The sequence below is a fragment of the Blautia sp. HCP3S3_C4 genome (assembly GCF_052064095.1).
Lineage (GTDB): Bacteria > Bacillota > Clostridia > Lachnospirales > Lachnospiraceae > Blautia_A.
Genome location: NZ_JBQHWF010000008.1, coordinates 45841 through 62572 on the forward strand (window position 1 = coordinate 45841; position 16732 = coordinate 62572).

Genomic DNA, 16732 nt, shown 5'->3' on the forward strand with positions numbered 1-16732 from the left:
TAATAAAATGAGTACAAACAATATGGATAGATTTGAATTCAGATGTATCAGACCGGAGGAGACACAGCAGGCAATAGAGATCGAGCAGATCTGTTTCCCGCCAAATGAGGCATGTTCCCCGAAAAGTCTGACAGAGAGAATAAAAGCAACAGCAGAAACATTTCTGGTAGCTGAGGATAAGGAAACCGGAAAGCTGGCTGCATTTCTTAATGGAGTTCCTACAGATGAGGAGGCTTTCAGAGATGAATTTTTCACAGATATTTCTCTGAGTAATCCTGAAGGCAAAAATATCATGCTTCTGGGGCTGGATGTCCTTCCGGAATATCGTATGCAGGGACTGGGACGTGAACTGGTATCCCGATACTGCCAGAAGGAAGCACAAAAAGGACGAAAGAAACTTTTCCTCACCTGTCTGGATGAAAAAGTGAAGATGTATGAGAAATTCGGCTTTACAGATCTGGGCCAGGCAAATTCCACCTGGGGCGGAGAAGCCTGGCATGCCATGAGCATCGAGATTGAAAGATAATTAACAATCAGAACAGACAGGAGAGTGTACAATGAGCCTATACGCAATCGGTGATTTTCATCTTTCGTTTACAGTCAATAAACCTATGGATGTATTTGATAAAAGATGGAAGAATCATGTAGTTAAGATTGAGAAATACTGGAAGAAGAGAGTGACAGAGAATGATACAGTAGTGATTACCGGAGATCATTCCTGGGGGAGAGATCTTGCAGAGTGTCAGGCAGATCTGGATTTTATTATGGCTCTGCCGGGCAGGAAAATCCTGCTTCGGGGAAATCACGATATGTTCTGGGATGCAAAGAAGACAGAAGATCTGAATGAGATGTTCTGGGGAAAGCTGGAATTTTTGCAGAATAATTTTTATACATATGAGGATTATGCGCTGGTGGGAACCAAGGGCTGCTGTTATGAAGGAAAAGACAGCTATGAGCATTTTCTGAAGATCCGAGAGCGGGAGCTGGGGCGGCTGCGCTGCTCTTTTGAAGGGGCGAAGGCAGCAGGATATGAGAAGTTTATCATGTTTCTTCATTATCCGCCTACAAGTATTGGAGAGATGGAGAGTCCGTTTACCCTGATGGCACAGGAATTTGGCGCCGAGAAGGTGATCTATTCTCACTGTCATGGAGAGAAGCGATATGATGACAGCTTTAAAGGCTATGTGGATGGAATAGAGTACAAGCTGGTGTCAGGAGACTATCTGAATTTTAAACCGGAGCTGGTTTTACGCTAATTATATTGTCTGGAAAAAATCCCTGGGAAGTATTATACTTTTCAGGGATGATTTTATGTGCTTTGAGAGAAAATATCTTCGGGGAGAAATGAGAAAATGAAGATTTACTACAGAGAGAAATCTGGCGAGATTGAAATTCTGCGGTGTTTTGGAATAGAGGGCAGAGTTGAGATTCCGGGAATGATAGATGACAAATTGGTAATTAGTGCAGCACCGTATGCATTCTCCAGCCATATGGATGAGAAGGAAGACCTGAAAAATGCCAGTCTGTGGGAAGTGTCAGATGGTCTTGAGTTTGGCAGAGAAGAGCATGTTCTGGCAGGAAATGACGTGGAGGAGATTGTTTTTCCTTACACTTTAAAAGAGATTGGACGATATATTTTTTATGGCTGCGGGAATCTGAAAAAGCTGGAGTTTTCTGACAGCCTGATGCAGATAGGCTGTGGTGCATTTACAGGCTGCCATGCATTGGAGAAGCTGACTGTTCATATGAGACAGGGAAAGAAGTCAGGCGTTAAGGAAATGCTGGGCGAGATGTGGCAGAGGATAGATGTAAACTTTCTTTATGAGCATGAAGAAGCCAGACTTGTATTTCCGGAGCATTATGATGAGGCAGTTGAGAACACTCCGGCGCGTATTTTGTATACGGAATATCATGGATCAGGCAGTAATTACAGGCAGTGTTTTTATGATAAGGAGCTGAATTATCAGGAATATGACAGACTTTTTGAAATGGCGGTAGCCATGGATAAGCTGGAAGTTCTGGTTGATATGTCATTTGGCAGACTGGAGTTTCCTTATGAACTGACCGGGAAAGCCAGGGAGAATTACAGGGAATATATCCGTAAGAATCTGGGAGATATTGCAGAATATCTGGTAAAGCAGGAGGATATGCACAGATTGGAAGTGATATCCTCGCAAAAACTCTGGACACTGGAAGGAATTGATTCTGCCTTGGATTGTGCATCTAAGAGAAAAGAAACGGAAGTATCCGCATTTTTGATGAATGAAAGAGCAAATCTGGTGGATAATACGGCAGGAAGTGAACGTATAGATGTGGATAAGCTGCAAAATAGTCAGGAAGCTGACAGGACAGAGCAGGGGAAAAATGAACAATCACAAACTACAGAAAAATCTTTGAATAGAAGAACTATACTAAGAAAAAAGAGGTTTGAACTGTGATAGATATAGAGGAAAATAATGATGCAGCCAGAGGATAAAATACAGGAAATAGCAGAAAGAGCAGAGCGTTTGCAGGAAATCGGCAGCAGTATTCTCAGCGCTGCGCGGGATGAATTATATCTGGGAATGCGTTTTTTGGATGTGGCGCTGAGCAGTTTTTCTTATCAGATGGATGGTCAGGTCCATGGATTTGGAACGGATGGAAGAGTGATGTATTTCCAGCCGCAGATGCTGGGAGGCCTATATAGAGAGAACAGGATTCTGGTGAACAGAGGGTATCTGCATATGGTATTCCACTGTATTTTCCGGCATTTTGCATGGAGCGGTACAGAAAGTAAGAAGAGGGCAGACGATGGAATCACAATCCAGGAACGTATGCGTGATCTGAGTTGTGACATTGCAGTGGAGCATATGATAGATGGGATGAGCTATCGGAGTATCCGTTTCTCACGCAGTCTTCTGCGAAGGGAAACCTACCGTCTCCTTGAAAAAGAGGGAAAAACCCTCAACGCACAGAGAGTATATAAAATATTGTCAGAATGGAATCTGAACGAAAAGGATCTTACAAATCTGGAACAGGAATTTCGCACAGATGACCACAGATACTGGGAAAGTAAGAAACCGGATCAGAAACCGAATCCCATGCTCAGCCGCAAATGGGGGGAGATCAATGATGGAATCGAGACGGACCTGGAAACCTTTTCCCAGGAGGCAGGTGAGCGGGACGGAGATTTCCTGGAGCAGATAAAAACAGAGAACAGAAGTCGGTACGATTACAGAGAATTCCTGCGGAAATTTGCAGTTTTTCATGAAGAACTGGTAGTGGATGATGACAGTTTTGATTACAATTTCTATACCTATGGTCTGCGTCTCTATGGAAACATGCCGCTGATCGAACCACTGGAATCCAAAGAAGTTAAGAAGATAGAGGAATTTGTGATTGTCATCGATACTTCCATGTCCTGTTCAGGAGAACTGGTGAGAAAGTTTCTGGAGGAAACATACGGTGTGCTTAGTGAGAGTGAGAGCTTTTTTACAAAAATCAATGTGCACATCATTCAGTGTGATGAGAAAGTCCACACAGATAAAAGGATTACCTCCCGGAAAGAAATGAAAGACTATATGGAACATCTGGAACTGTATGGAGATGGCGGAACAGATTTCAGGCCTGCATTTGAATGGGTGGACAAACTGCTGGAACAGCATGAATTTCATAACCTGAAAGGGCTGATCTATTTTACGGATGGATTCGGGATTTACCCGAAGAAAATGCCGCCATATAAGACTGCATTTGTGTTTATGCAGGATAATTACAGAGATGTGGATGTGCCGGTATGGGCCATGAAACTGATCCTGGATGAGGATGATTTTGATAAGTCAGACAGGCAATGAAATAAAAAGCTGAGTAAAAGTAAGAAGTGTTCAGCAGGAAAGGATTTACATTATGGATATAAAGCGAGCAAAACAGGAGATAAAGGACTCAATAGAAGCATACCTTGCGAAGGATGAATTTGGAGAATATCTGATCCCGGCCATACGCCAGAGACCAATTCTCCTTATGGGGGCACCGGGTATTGGAAAGACGCAGATTATGGAACAGATCGCCAGGGAATGTAAAGTAGGTCTGGTATCTTATACTATCACCCATCACACCCGTCAGAGTGCAGTAGGACTGCCGTTTATCAAAGAGAAAACCTTTGGTCAGGAGACTTTTTCTGTCACAGAATATACTATGAGTGAGATTATTGCCTCTGTCTATGAAAAGATGGAAAAAACAGGTCTCAGAGAAGGAATTCTTTTTATTGATGAGATTAACTGCGTATCAGAGACCTTGGCGCCTATGATGCTGCAGTTTCTTCAGGGAAAGACCTTTGGCAATCAGAAAGTACCGGAAGGATGGGTGATCGTGACAGCAGGAAACCCGCCGGAATACAATAAATCTGTCCGCGAATTTGACGTAGTAACCCTTGACAGAATCAAGAGAATCGATGTGCAGCCGGATTTTGAAGTATGGAAAGAATATGCCTATGAGCAGGGAATCCATCCTGCTGTGATCTCTTATCTGGAGCTTCGCAGAAAGAATTTCTACAGAATGGAGAACACAGTAGACGGACGGATTTTTGCCACTGCCAGAGGCTGGGAAGATCTTTCCAGGCTGATACAGGTATATGAAACACTGGGCAAAGAAGTGGACAGAGAGGTGGTATATCAGTACATCCAGCATCCCATGGTTGCCAAGGATTTTGCTTCGTATCTGGCACTTTACAATAAGTATAAGACAGATTATGCAGTGGAGGATCTGCTTCAGGGTAAATGGACGCCCATCACTCTGGGCAAAATTCGCAATGCTTCATTGGATGAGCATCTGAGTATTGTTGGTCTGTTGAACGGAAAGCTTAGCCAGTTATTTGCAGACTGTTATTTTATGGATGCCTATGTGACAAAGCTCTATGGTTACATGACAGAATACAGAGATAACTTTCCGGAAATGACGCTGGAATCCATTTATAAAAAGGCAGAAAATGATTTTTATACTGCAAAAAAATCTGAGCTTCTCACTAAAAATGAAGAAAAAGTATTTATCCGTACAGTGAATTTCTTTGAAAATGAAATTTCAGAAAAAGGTACTTATGAGCAGATAAAAACCGCTTTTACAGCGGAGGCAGACAGTCTGGAAACACAGACAGAATATATCTCCAAGACGCTTCAGAATGTTTTTGATTTTATGGAAGCAGCCTTTGGTGACAGCCAGGAAATGGTAGCATTTATTACGGAACTGAATGCAAACTTTTACAGTATCTGGTTTATCCGGGAAAATGGTTCTGACCAGTATTACCGTCACAACAAGGGACTACTGTTTGATGACAGACAGAAACTGATCCTGGGACAAATGGAGGAACTGGAGAACACGATGAAGCGGGGACTAAAAAATTAATTTTCATGCCAATTAGCATTGGATTTTCAGATAAATCGTGGTATGCTGATGAATAGAATTATAATTTGAGTGAAAAATATCAGGAATGCAGGCGCATTTGACTGTGCAGCAGTAGAACGATATGGAATCACTAGAAAAAACGAGGAGGAATATAAAATGGAATTAGAAGTATTAAGAAAAGATATGGTTGCAGCTATGAAAGCCAAAGATAAAGTAACAAAAGAAGCAGTTTCCTCTCTGATCTCTGCAGTAAAGAAGGTAGCGATCGATGAGGGATGCCGTGATGAGATTAAGAGTGATCTGGTGGACAGAGTGATTCTGAAAGAAATGAAAACTGTAAAAGAACAGCTGGATACCTGCCCGGAGAGCCGCGAAGATCTGAAGGCTGAATACCAGGCAAGATATGATGTGATCGCCAAATATGCACCAAAACAGATGGATGCAGCAGAGGTAAAAGCATATCTGGAAGAAAAATTTGCAGATGTGATCGTAACAAAAAATAAGGGTCAGATCATGAAGGCTGTTATGGCTGATATGAAGGGAAAAGCAGACGGAAAGGTAATCAATCAGGTTGTTGCAGAGCTCTGCAAATAATGTGTTATCTTAACCGAATCAAGTAGCGAAGCGGATGATTTTATCCGCTTGAATATGTGAAGAATATGGTCATCCAGCAGTTTTGGTATGCAGAGAGCTGGATAGTTATCGAAATAGCCGCAGTATATTGGAGTATCCGGATACTGCGGTATTTTGTTAGGAGGTGAATATATGTGGAGTTTCAACATGAACTGATCATTCCTAATGAGGGACTTCCGTTCAAGGTTTTTCTGTTTGAAGGGGAAAACGGTAATTACGTGCGGGAGAAACACTGGCATACATCTATAGAGATTTTTGCTGTGATGGAGGGAAGCCTGGATTTTTTTGTAAATAAGGAAGAATATCCTTTGAAAGCGGGAGAGCAGATTATTATCAATTCCAATGAGCTCCATTCTATCCATGCTGTGGAGAAAAATAAAACGGTAGTTCTGCAGATTCCTCTGAAACAGTTTGAGAATTATTTTACTGCTCAGAGATATATCCGTTTCCGTGGGCAGGAGGAGCTGGTGGATAAGAAACTGGCTTCTCTGCTTCGTAAATTATATCATGTGTATTCTGAGCGGAAAATCGGATATGAGTTTCGTACAATTTCCATTTTTTATGAAATCATGTATATTCTGGTGAAGGATTATCGTGTGACAGAGACCAGGGAGAAGGATATCCGACACAGCCGCCGTCTGGATACATTGTCAAAAATCACCACATATATGCGTGAGCATTACAGGGAGGAGCTGAAGCTTTCTGATGTGGCTGCTACCTTTGGATACTCGGATGCATATTTGTCGCGAATGTTTCAAAAATATGCAAAAATCAACTATAAAACCTATCTGCAGGATATCCGTATGGCATATGCGTACAGGGATTTGCTGAATACAGACCATACGATTAGTCAGATTGCACTAGATAATGGATTTTGCAGCAGCAGGGGCTTTTCCGAGGAATTTCAGAAAAGATATGGGCTGCTTCCCAGTGAGATGCGAAAGCAAATAAATGAAAAAGGTCAAAAAAACGCTATAGATTAGACAAGAAAACTGGCGAAAAGTGCCATTTATTCTGATATACTCTAAGCACAGTCAAGAAAACGTAATATCTACAGAATATAAGGAGGTTTTTAGAGTGAAAATTCAGAACGTAACAGATGCTTCCTTCCGTAAATATGGAAAGGTGCTTGAAGGGTATGACTTCAGTGCTCTTCTCAAAGAGATGAAACATACACCGGTTCCGGATGATGTGGTTTATGTACCGTCTGTTGAGGAACTGGAAGCTCTGGATGTAGCAAAAGCATTGCAGAATAAAGGATTTGGCGGAATTCCCATTGAAATTGGATACTGCAACGGACATAACAAGAAATTAAATGCAGTAGAATATCACCGCAGTTCAGAGATCAATGTAGCGGTAACAGATCTGGTTCTGCTTATCGGAAGCCAGCAGGATATCACAGATGATTTTACATATGATACTTCTAAGATTGAAGCATTCCTGGTACCTGCAGGAACAGGTATTGAAGTATATGCAACTACACTTCATTATGCACCCTGCAATGTACAGGATGGCGGTTTCCAGTGTGTAGTCGTACTTCCGGCAGGAACCAATACAGATCTTACATTTGAAACTGCTAAGGCAGGCGAGGACAGTCTGCTGACAGCTAAGAATAAATGGCTCATCGCACATGAGGATGCAGCGATTGAGGGTGCAGTAAACGGACTTCGTGGAGAGAACATCACCATTGACTGACAGCGTATTTTAAGTTTGAATATTGCTGAGAGAAGCAGATGAAGTAATGAATGAAACCAAAAATAATAAATGAAACCTAAATTTGTATTAAGAAAAAGGAGAATCCATCATGATCGATAACATGCCAAAAGTAAAAGTCGGAATTGTAGCAGTAAGCCGTGACTGTTTCCCGGAAAGCCTTTCCGTAAACAGAAGAAAAGCACTTGTAGAGGCTTATACAAAGAAATATGGTGCAGAAGACATTTATGAATGTCCAATCTGTATCGTAGAGAGCGAAATCCATATGGTTCAGGCTCTTGAAGATATCAAGAAAGCCGGATGTAATGCACTTTGCGTATATCTTGGAAACTTTGGACCGGAAATTTCCGAAACACTTCTTGCTAAACACTTCGAAGGACCGAAGATGTTCTGTGCAGCAGCTGAAGAAACACAGGGCGACCTGATCCAGGGACGTGGAGATGCATACTGCGGTATGTTAAATGCAAGCTACAACTTACAGCTTCGTAATGTAAAAGCATATATTCCGGAATATCCGGTTGGTGACGCAGAAGACTGCGCAGATATGATCCATGACTTCCTTCCAATCGCAAGAGCAGTTGAAGGATTAAGCAACTTAAAGATCATCAGCTTTGGACCACGTCCAACAAACTTCCTTGCTTGTAACGCTCCGATCAAACAGCTTTACAACCTTGGTGTTGAAATCGAAGAGAACTCTGAACTTGATCTGTTCGAAGCATTCAACAAACATGCAGGAGATGAGAGAATCCCGGCAGTTGTTAAAGAAATGGAAGAAGAACTTGGTGCAGGAAACAAGAAACCTGAAATTCTTGAGAAACTTGCTCAGTATGAACTGACTCTGAAAGACTGGGTAGAGGCTCACAGAGGATATCGTAAATATGTAACATTAACAGGAAAATGCTGGCCGGCATTCCAGACACAGTTCGGATTCGTTCCTTGCTATGTAAACAGCCGTCTGACAGCTCAGGGCATCCCGGTATCCTGTGAAGTTGATATCTATGGTACATTAAGTGAGTTCATCGGAACAGTTGTAAGCCAGGATACAGTTACACTGCTTGACATCAACAATTCTGTACCGAAGGATATGTACAAAGAGTCTATCGAAGGCAAATATAACTACACACTGAAAGATACATTCATGGGATTCCATTGTGGAAATACAGCTTCCAGCAAGCTTTCCTTCTGTGAGATGAAGAACCAGATGATCATGGCAAGATCTCTTCCGGAAGAGGTTACAAACGGAACTCTTGAAGGAGATATCGTACCTGGAGGTATCACATTCTATCGTCTGCAGAGCACAGCTGATAACAAACTTCGTGGATATATTGCACATGGTGAAGTTCTTCCTGTTGCAACGAAATCCTTTGGTTCTATCGGTGTATTCGCTATTCCGGAAATGGGACGTTTCTACCGTCATGTACTGATCGAGGGAGGATACCCACATCACGGAGCAGTAGCATTCGGACATTATGGAAAAGCTCTGTTTGAAGTATTCAAATATATCGGTGTACCGGTTGAAGAGATCGGATACAATCAGCCGGCAGGCGTAAGATACCCAACAGAAAATCCATGGGGTTAATTCAGATAAACAGACTGACACCATAAATCATAATACATCTCAGGGGTTTACCCTGGGATGTATTAAATTAGATGAATATTAATTTATACTGCAATAAATCAGGCTGTTTAATGAAATGAAAATAAGCAGCTATAAAGAGAGAAAAGGAGAGCACTTATGTATTATATTGGTATTGACCTTGGTACTTCCGCTGTAAAACTTCTTCTTATGGAAGAATCAGGAAAAATCTGTAACATCGTATCCAGAGAATATCCTTTATTCTTCCCACATCCGGGCTGGTCTGAGCAGAAGCCGGAGGACTGGTTTGCACAGAGCATGGAAGGCATGAAAGAACTGACAAAGGATATTGACAGAGCTCAGGTAGCAGGAATCGGTTTCGGCGGACAGATGCATGGTCTGGTAACTCTTGACAAGGATGGCAATGTGATCCGTCCTGCAATCCTCTGGAATGACGGACGTACAGGTGAAGAGACAGAATATCTGAATACAGTGATCGGAAAAGACAAACTTTCCCAGTATACAGCAAATATTGCTTTCGCAGGCTTCACAGCACCGAAGATCCTCTGGATGCAGAAAAATGAGCCTGAGAACTTTAAGAAGGTAGTAAAGATCATGCTTCCTAAGGATTATCTGGCATATCGTCTGTCCGGTTCTTTCTGTACAGATGTTTCTGATGCTTCCGGTATGCTTCTTCTTGATGTAAAGAACCGCTGCTGGTCAAAAGAAATGCTGGAGATCTGTGGAATCACAGAAGAGCAGCTTCCGAAACTGTATGAGAGCTGGGAAGTAGTGGGAACTCTGAAACCTGAGATTGCGAAAGAACTTGGATTCTCAGAAGATGTGAAAGTTGTTGCAGGTGCAGGTGATAATGCGGCAGCTGCTGTAGGAACAGGTACAGTTGGTGACGGTCAGTGTAATATTTCTCTTGGAACATCCGGAACTGTGTTTATTTCCAGTAAAAACTTTGGTGTGGACGAAAATAACGCACTTCATTCTTTCTGCCATGCAGATGGAAGCTATCATCTTATGGGATGCATGCTCAGCGCAGCTTCCTGTAACAAATGGTGGGCAGAGGAGATTCTTCAGACAAAGGATTTCGCAGCAGAGCAGGCTCCAATTCAGAAGCTGGGAGAGAATCATGTATTCTTCCTTCCATATCTGATGGGAGAACGTTCACCTCATAATAATCCTGATGCAAGAGGTGTATTCTTTGGAATGTCCATGGACAGCACAAGAGCAGACATGACACAGGCTGTTCTGGAAGGTGTTGCCTTTGGTCTTCGTGATTCCCTGGAGGTTGCAAGAAGCCTTGGAATCAAGATTGAGAGAACCAAGATCTGTGGTGGCGGAGCTAAGAGTCCGCTGTGGAAGAAGATCATTGCAAACGTTATGAACCTGAAGGTTGATGTCCTGGAGAACGAAGAAGGACCGTCCATGGGTGGAGCTATGCTGGCAGCAGTGGGCTGCGGCGCTTATCCGGATGTAGAAACCATCGGAAAGAAATTTGCCAAAGTTGTTGATACAGTAGAACCGGATCCTGAACTGGTTGCAAAATATGAAGAGAGATATCAGAAGTTCAGAACTCTGTATCCGGCTATGAAGCCACTGTTCTAATGGAATATCCGCTTAATAACTGGGGTTGTTGTACTCATTTAGTACAACAACCCTGTTTTGATGTGCATCTGACGATGACCAATCACCACCGTGTATTTGACTTATGACATATCAGGAAAAAGGCAGCTTCAGGAATTCTTCCATGGCTCTGCTGATATAGCGGCCTTTCTTCCAGTAAAAAAATACAGTACGTTTACTGCTCTGGCCGGGCAGCTTATAAAAAACCAGTTCTGAATTTGTTGGAACTCTGGAGAGCAGAAGATCTCCGATGAAAGTGATACCCATTCCCAAACATGCAATATTATAGGCAGTCATCTGTTGATCCAGGCGAAATACTACAGAAGGTGAAAAGTGATTTTCCTGACAAATGGTCAGTGCACGCTTACCGGTATCGTTATCTGAACGAAGAACAATAAAGGGTTCGTTTTTAAATTTGTTTAAAGGAACAGAAGGAACATCAGAAGAGCGGAACTGACCGTTTCGGATTTCCTCAATAGGAATCTGATATTCCTGCAGTCTGCTATTTACTGAATAATTTTTGGGAACCGCTAGAAGAAGTTGTTCTTTCTGGTAGGTATAATGTTCAAAAATCTGGTTATCCAGGATGCAGTTATCAATCATCAAATCTAACTTTCCGGCTTGGAGAAACTGGGATAGCTTTGCTGTACTTTCTTCTACAAGAGAAATTTGAACATGGGGAAATTTTTGGGAAAAATCAGCAATAAGGGGCGGCAGAATCCACGAAGAAAAGAAGTTACTGCCACCTACATTGAGAGTTCCTGTTTTGAGATTTCCAAGATCTAACAGGAAATTTTCAAGATTATTTTCAATATCCATGACTTTTTCGATAGCCTCTATATAATGTTTTCCAACTTCAGTTAACTGCAAAGGTTTGGTGCTTCGATCAAAAATAGGATAGCCAATACGGTTTTCTACACGTTTTACATTGGCACTTAAAGAAGGCTGCGAAATGAAAAGGGCAGCAGCAGCTTTGGAAAAGCTTTTTTCCTTGTATACTTCATAAATATATTCCATTCCCTGAAACATATGATCCCTCCAATATATAATCTAAACACTATATATTTTATAAAAATATATGTATTTGATTATATTATAGCAGAGATATATAATAAGGGCAAATACATGGGAGGGAGAATGTTACTGTTCACTCCGTTCACAGTAACGTAGCCAAAATTCATTCCAGATTGCCTGCGGCAATGGAATTTTGGCTTGTATGTCTCGGGATTTTGGCATATTCATGCCAAAACACCTCGCGGAATAGTGATGTGTGAACAGTAACGGGAGAATAACTATGAAAAAAACAGATTATCGTGTAGAAAGAGATTCTATTGGTGTAAAGGATATTCCAGAAGACGTATATTATGGAGTTCAATCCTTACGTGCGGCTGAAAACTTCCACATTACGGGATTAAATATGCATCCGGAGATCATTAACAGTCTTGCATACATAAAAAAAGCATCAGCCATAACCAATTGTGAGGTAGGTCTTCTTGAGAAGAAAAAAGCCCAGGCCATTGTCCAGGCATGTGATGAAATTATTTCAGGAAAATTCCACAATGAATTTATTGTGGACCCTATTCAGGGAGGTGCTGGCACATCTTTAAATATGAATGCCAATGAAGTAATTGCAAACCGCGCCATTGAGATTCTGGGAGGGAAAAAGGGTGATTATACAATTATAAACCCTAACGATGATGTGAATTGTGGACAGTCTACCAATGACGTGATTCCTACTGCCGGTAAAATGACTTCTCTTCGTCTGCTGCAGAATCTGAAGAAACAGCTTCTTCGTCTCTACGATGCTCTTAACGAAAAAGCGGTAGAGTTTGATCACGTAATCAAAATGGGACGTACACAGATGCAGGATGCAGTGCCGATTCGTCTGGGACAGGAATTTAAGGCATATTCGGTAGCGATCATGCGTGATATCCACAGAATGGATAAAGCAATGGATGAAATGCGGACTCTTAATATGGGAGGTACTGCTATTGGAACAGGAATTAATGCTGATGAGGGTTATCTGAGAAGAATTGTTCCAAATCTTACTGAAATATCGGGAATGGACTTTATACAGGCCTTTGATCTGATTGATTCCACTCAGAATCTGGATCCATTTGTAGCTGTTTCAGGTGCTGTGAAAGCATGTGCGGTAACTCTTTCCAAAATGTCAAATGATCTCCGCCTGATGTCCTCTGGTCCACGTACTGGTTTTGGAGAGATTAATCTTCCGGCAAAACAGAATGGCTCCTCTATTATGCCAGGCAAAGTTAATCCGGTTATTCCTGAAGTAGTGAATCAGGTTGCTTTTAATATTATTGGTAATGATGTTACCATTACCATGGCTGCGGAGGCTGGTCAGCTGGAATTAAATGCATTTGAGCCGATTATTTTCTATTGCATGTTCCAGTCTATCGATACTCTTGGCTATGCAGTCCAGACACTGGTAGATAATTGTATTGTAGGAATTACAGCAAATGAAGAAAGATGCCGTTATCTGGTAGAAAACAGTGTAGGTATTATTACTGCGATCAGTCCTCATCTTGGGTATCAGAAGGCTGCGGATATTGCAAAAAAGGCAATTAAGACAGGTGAATCTGTAAGAAGCCTGATTCTGCAAGAAAAGCTTATGGATGAGGATGAACTTAATCGTATTCTGGATCCAATCCATATGACGGAACCTGGTATTTCCGGAAAAGATTATCTTATAAAAAAATAAGAAAAAAACAGGCGGGAAATTTTTCCCGCCTGTAAAATCGTCTGGACATAAATCATATTTAAATATGATTTTTTATTTTGGAGTTAAGTTCTGCGAGATTAGAACAGACCTGTGATCTTACCTGTCTCGTCTACGTCGATTCTCTCAGCAGCCGGAACTTTAGGAAGACCTGGCATTGTCATGATCTCACCTGTAAGAGCTACGATGAATCCTGCACCTGCGGAGATCTTCAGGTTACGTACTGTAACTTCGAAGTCTGTAGGAGCACCCAGTTTAGTCTGGTCATCTGTTAAGCTGTACTGTGTCTTAGCTACACAGATTGGGCAGTTGCCGAATCCAAGAGCTTCTAACTGTTTCGCCTGTTTCTGAGCATTTGCTGTCAGAACTGCTTTCTTACCGCCATATACTTTCTGAACGATCTGGTTCAGCTTGTCTTCAATAGAACCTTCCAGTTCGTATGCATAGGAGAAGTCGTTTGGTTCTTCAACAAGACGGATAACTTCTTCCGCAAGTTTGATTCCGCCTTCGCCGCCTTTTGCCCATACTTCAGAAAGAGCAACGTTAACGCCCAGTTCTTTACATTTAGCTTCTACAAAGTCAAGCTCTGCCTTTGTATCTGTCGGGAATGCATTGATAGCAACAACACATGGAAGTTTGTATACGTTCTTGATATTGGAAACGTGTTTTAACAGGTTCGGGATACCTTTTTCAAGAGCTTCCAGGTTTTCATTGTTAAGGTCAGCTTTAGCAACACCACCGTTGTATTTCAGAGCACGTACTGTAGCTACGATTACAACTGCGCTTGGCTTTAAGCCAGCCATACGGCATTTGATGTCGAGGAATTTCTCAGCACCCAGGTCAGCGCCGAAACCAGCTTCTGTGATTGCATAATCAGCAAGCTTCATAGCCATCTTTGTAGCTGTTACGGAGTTACATCCGTGAGCAATGTTTGCGAATGGTCCGCCGTGTACGATTGCAGGAACGTGTTCCAGAGTCTGTACAAGGTTTGGTTTCAGAGCATCTTTTAACAGAGCTGTCATAGCGCCTTCAGCGTGAAGGTCACCAGCTGTTACAGGTTTCTGCTCGGAAACTTTGCCGTATGTATATCCGATGATGATCTTGGATAATCTTTCTTTCAGGTCTTTGATGTCGCTTGCAAGACAGAGAACTGCCATGATTTCAGATGCAACTGTGATGTCGTATCCGTCTTCACGAGGCATACCGTTTGTCTTTCCGCCAAGGCCGTCTACTACATTACGAAGCTGACGGTCGTTCATATCTACACATCTTCTCCATGTGATCTTACGAGGGTCAATGTTTAATGCGTTGCCCTGGAAGATATGGTTATCGATCATAGCTGCCAGTAAGTTGTTAGCTGCACCGATCGCATGGAAGTCACCTGTGAAGTGAAGGTTGATGTCTTCCATAGGAACAACCTGTGCATATCCGCCGCCTGCTGCACCACCTTTTACACCGAATACCGGTCCTAAGGATGGCTCACGAAGAGCTACCATAACGTTCTTTCCAAGTTTCTGCATACCATCTGCAAGACCTACAGTAGTAGTAGTTTTACCTTCTCCTGCAGGAGTTGGGTTGATAGCTGTAACAAGGATTAATTTGCCGTCCTTTTTGTCGCTTTCTTTTAAAAGATTGTAATCAATTTTTGCTTTATATTTTCCGTACTGCTCCAGATATTTATCATCAATACCTGCTTTTTCTGCAATCTGAGTGATTGGAAGCATTTCGCATTCCTGTGCAATTTCGATGTCTGATTTGAATCCCATAAGTGTTTTTCTCCTTTCGTCTCCGCATAAACATGAAAAACTTATATTACTGTTCATTTGTTACTGTGCACTCTGCGATCAGTAACAATTTATTCATTGAAGGAATGATCGATCAGCCCGTCAGATGAACAAAAGTATTGTTTCATCCGATAAAAAAAGGCCAGTATCTGAAATTTTCAAATACTGCCCAGACGGTCGGCTTCTACAAACCTCCGACTCCCCGTGGTTTGCATTCCACTCTTTCCGTCAGTACTCGAAGGTTCCTTCAATTGATGGCAATAGTATATCATTTTGAGAAAAAAATGTCAAGAAAATTTTTGCTGAAATGTCAAAAAAATCAAGTAAACTGGACGAAAGTTGTGTAAAATTAATAATGAAAAACCAGAGTATCTATGATTGTTGGGAAGAATTTGCTTTTTCAAAGAAATGGGATTGTTAAAAAATAGACATGGATTTATAGTAGAATGAAGATTATGTAAAGGAAAGGTTAAACCTTGCAGTTTATAGGAATTTCATAAAAAGTTTATGATTATATTAGTTGCTACCTGTGGTAAATATGGTAGAATAAGAATAATAAGTGCACAGAAATCTCCTGCTTCAATTATCATAAGCAGTGTATGGGGATTTATATTTTGGCAAAGTGGAGTGTAAAAGATGAACAGACAAGAATTTTTGGAAATCCTGAGAAGCCAGCTTGCCGGTCACATGCAGGAGGGCAAGGCTGCAGCACATGTACGATACTATGAAGATTATATACAGTCCCAGGTACGCGGTGGTCGTACAGAGCAGGAAGTGCTTGATCAGTTGGGAGATCCCAGACTGATAGCAAAAACTCTTATTGATACAGAGGGAGATACTGTAGATGAGGAATATGGAGCCTATTCCTCCTGTGGATCTGGATTAGAACCGCCGCCCCAGCCGGAGAAGCGGTGGAAAAAAGTTCTGGACCTTTCAACCTGGTCAGGTAAGCTTGTTGTGATTGTGGCAGCTGCTGTAGCGATTATTTTATTACTTATAATAATTGGTGCCGTTCTTCCGTTTTTTATTATTCTGATTATCATTTTATCTGTTATTTCCTGGTTTACCAAGAGAAGTCACTGATCAAAAGAGAACTCCCTTTGGGAGCTTTCTTTTGATCTGTCTTATAGCTTTATCTAATATTCTTTTCAGTACTCTTTTTATTCAGTTATTTATATTTTTCATATCGTTTCATATTTTCGCCTTAGTCTTATCTGAAGTGTGTTATTCCCTAATCCTGCCAGGCAGCAGGTAAATCTCAATTTTATTATTTTTATAAAG

At 41.6% G+C, this 16732-nt stretch carries 14 protein-coding genes and 1 riboswitch; of the genes, 12 read left to right on the forward strand and 2 right to left on the reverse strand.

All coding sequences use genetic code 11. The annotated features are described in order from the left end of the window. Positions 1-7: 7 nt before the first annotated feature. From ACTNC6_RS08835 to xylB, 10 genes are all read left to right on the forward strand, one after another. Complete coding sequence (locus ACTNC6_RS08835; protein ID WP_441043900.1) at positions 8-526, forward strand: GNAT family N-acetyltransferase; 519 nt, start codon at positions 8-10, stop codon at positions 524-526. Between the two features lie 31 nt (positions 527-557). Further along, positions 558-1256 carry a metallophosphoesterase gene (locus ACTNC6_RS08840; RefSeq protein WP_441043901.1) on the forward strand — a complete coding sequence of 233 codons (699 nt, stop codon included), beginning with the start codon at positions 558-560 and terminating at the stop codon, positions 1254-1256. Between the two features lie 96 nt (positions 1257-1352). After that, positions 1353-2438: a leucine-rich repeat protein gene (locus ACTNC6_RS08845; RefSeq protein ID WP_441043902.1), complete on the forward strand. Its 1086-nt coding sequence runs from the start codon at positions 1353-1355 to the stop codon at positions 2436-2438. Positions 2439-2459: 21 nt separating this feature from the next. After that, positions 2460-3830, forward strand: coding sequence for a vWA domain-containing protein (locus ACTNC6_RS08850; RefSeq protein ID WP_441043938.1), 1371 nt, complete (start codon positions 2460-2462; stop codon positions 3828-3830). A 52-nt stretch (positions 3831-3882) separates the two neighbouring features. Further along, complete coding sequence (locus ACTNC6_RS08855; RefSeq protein WP_441043903.1) at positions 3883-5373, forward strand: ATP-binding protein; 1491 nt, start codon at positions 3883-3885, stop codon at positions 5371-5373. A gap of 156 nt (positions 5374-5529) precedes the next feature. Further along, positions 5530-5967, forward strand: a complete 438-nt coding sequence (locus tag ACTNC6_RS08860) for a GatB/YqeY domain-containing protein (RefSeq protein ID WP_441043904.1) — start codon at positions 5530-5532, stop codon at positions 5965-5967. 173 nt (positions 5968-6140) lie between these two features. Further along, positions 6141-6989: an AraC family transcriptional regulator gene (locus ACTNC6_RS08865; RefSeq protein ID WP_441034166.1), complete on the forward strand. Its 849-nt coding sequence runs from the start codon at positions 6141-6143 to the stop codon at positions 6987-6989. Between the two features lie 94 nt (positions 6990-7083). Then, positions 7084-7701, forward strand: coding sequence for a DUF4867 family protein (locus ACTNC6_RS08870; protein WP_441034164.1), 618 nt, complete (start codon positions 7084-7086; stop codon positions 7699-7701). Positions 7702-7813: 112 nt separating this feature from the next. Then, entirely contained in the window at positions 7814-9298 is a 1485-nt protein-coding gene (locus tag ACTNC6_RS08875; protein WP_441034253.1) for an L-fucose/L-arabinose isomerase family protein, read from the forward strand. Positions 9299-9454: 156 nt separating this feature from the next. Further along, complete coding sequence (xylB, locus tag ACTNC6_RS08880; protein WP_441034162.1) at positions 9455-10912, forward strand: xylulokinase; 1458 nt, start codon at positions 9455-9457, stop codon at positions 10910-10912. 111 nt (positions 10913-11023) lie between these two features. On the opposite strand, the gene ACTNC6_RS08885 is transcribed toward xylB, so the two are convergent. After that, positions 11024-11959 (reverse strand): LysR family transcriptional regulator, encoded by a 936-nt coding sequence (locus ACTNC6_RS08885; RefSeq protein ID WP_441034160.1) that lies wholly within the window; start codon positions 11957-11959, stop codon positions 11024-11026. Positions 11960-12224: 265 nt separating this feature from the next. Here ACTNC6_RS08885 and ACTNC6_RS08890 point away from each other — a divergent pair, with 265 nt between their 5' ends. Next, complete coding sequence (locus tag ACTNC6_RS08890; RefSeq protein WP_441043905.1) at positions 12225-13649, forward strand: aspartate ammonia-lyase; 1425 nt, start codon at positions 12225-12227, stop codon at positions 13647-13649. Between the two features lie 98 nt (positions 13650-13747). On the opposite strand, the gene ACTNC6_RS08895 is transcribed toward ACTNC6_RS08890, so the two are convergent. Next, on the reverse strand, positions 13748-15433 hold the full coding sequence (locus tag ACTNC6_RS08895) for a formate--tetrahydrofolate ligase (RefSeq protein WP_441034156.1): 1686 nt from the start codon (positions 15431-15433) through the stop codon (positions 13748-13750). 178 nt (positions 15434-15611) lie between these two features. Then, a riboswitch (ZMP/ZTP riboswitch) is annotated at positions 15612-15697 on the reverse strand. Between the two features lie 390 nt (positions 15698-16087). On the opposite strand from ACTNC6_RS08895, the gene ACTNC6_RS08900 reads away from it, so the two are divergent. Then, a complete protein-coding gene (locus ACTNC6_RS08900) occupies positions 16088-16534 on the forward strand; it encodes a DUF1700 domain-containing protein (protein ID WP_173743650.1) in 447 nt (148 codons plus the stop codon). Positions 16535-16732 lie beyond the last annotated feature (198 nt).

Coding starts and splice junctions, on each gene's coding strand:
- ACTNC6_RS08835 (WP_441043900.1), top strand. CDS start 8: ATGAGTACAAACAATATGGATAGATTTGAATTCAGATGTATCAGACCG.
- ACTNC6_RS08840 (WP_441043901.1), top strand. CDS start 558: ATGAGCCTATACGCAATCGGTGATTTTCATCTTTCGTTTACAGTCAAT.
- ACTNC6_RS08845 (WP_441043902.1), top strand. CDS start 1,353: ATGAAGATTTACTACAGAGAGAAATCTGGCGAGATTGAAATTCTGCGG.
- ACTNC6_RS08850 (WP_441043938.1), top strand. CDS start 2,460: ATGCAGCCAGAGGATAAAATACAGGAAATAGCAGAAAGAGCAGAGCGT.
- ACTNC6_RS08855 (WP_441043903.1), top strand. CDS start 3,883: ATGGATATAAAGCGAGCAAAACAGGAGATAAAGGACTCAATAGAAGCA.
- ACTNC6_RS08860 (WP_441043904.1), top strand. CDS start 5,530: ATGGAATTAGAAGTATTAAGAAAAGATATGGTTGCAGCTATGAAAGCC.
- xylB (WP_441034162.1), top strand. CDS start 9,455: ATGTATTATATTGGTATTGACCTTGGTACTTCCGCTGTAAAACTTCTT.
- ACTNC6_RS08885 (WP_441034160.1), bottom strand. CDS start 11,959: ATGTTTCAGGGAATGGAATATATTTATGAAGTATACAAGGAAAAAAGC.
- ACTNC6_RS08890 (WP_441043905.1), top strand. CDS start 12,225: ATGAAAAAAACAGATTATCGTGTAGAAAGAGATTCTATTGGTGTAAAG.
- ACTNC6_RS08895 (WP_441034156.1), bottom strand. CDS start 15,433: ATGGGATTCAAATCAGACATCGAAATTGCACAGGAATGCGAAATGCTT.
- ACTNC6_RS08900 (WP_173743650.1), top strand. CDS start 16,088: ATGAACAGACAAGAATTTTTGGAAATCCTGAGAAGCCAGCTTGCCGGT.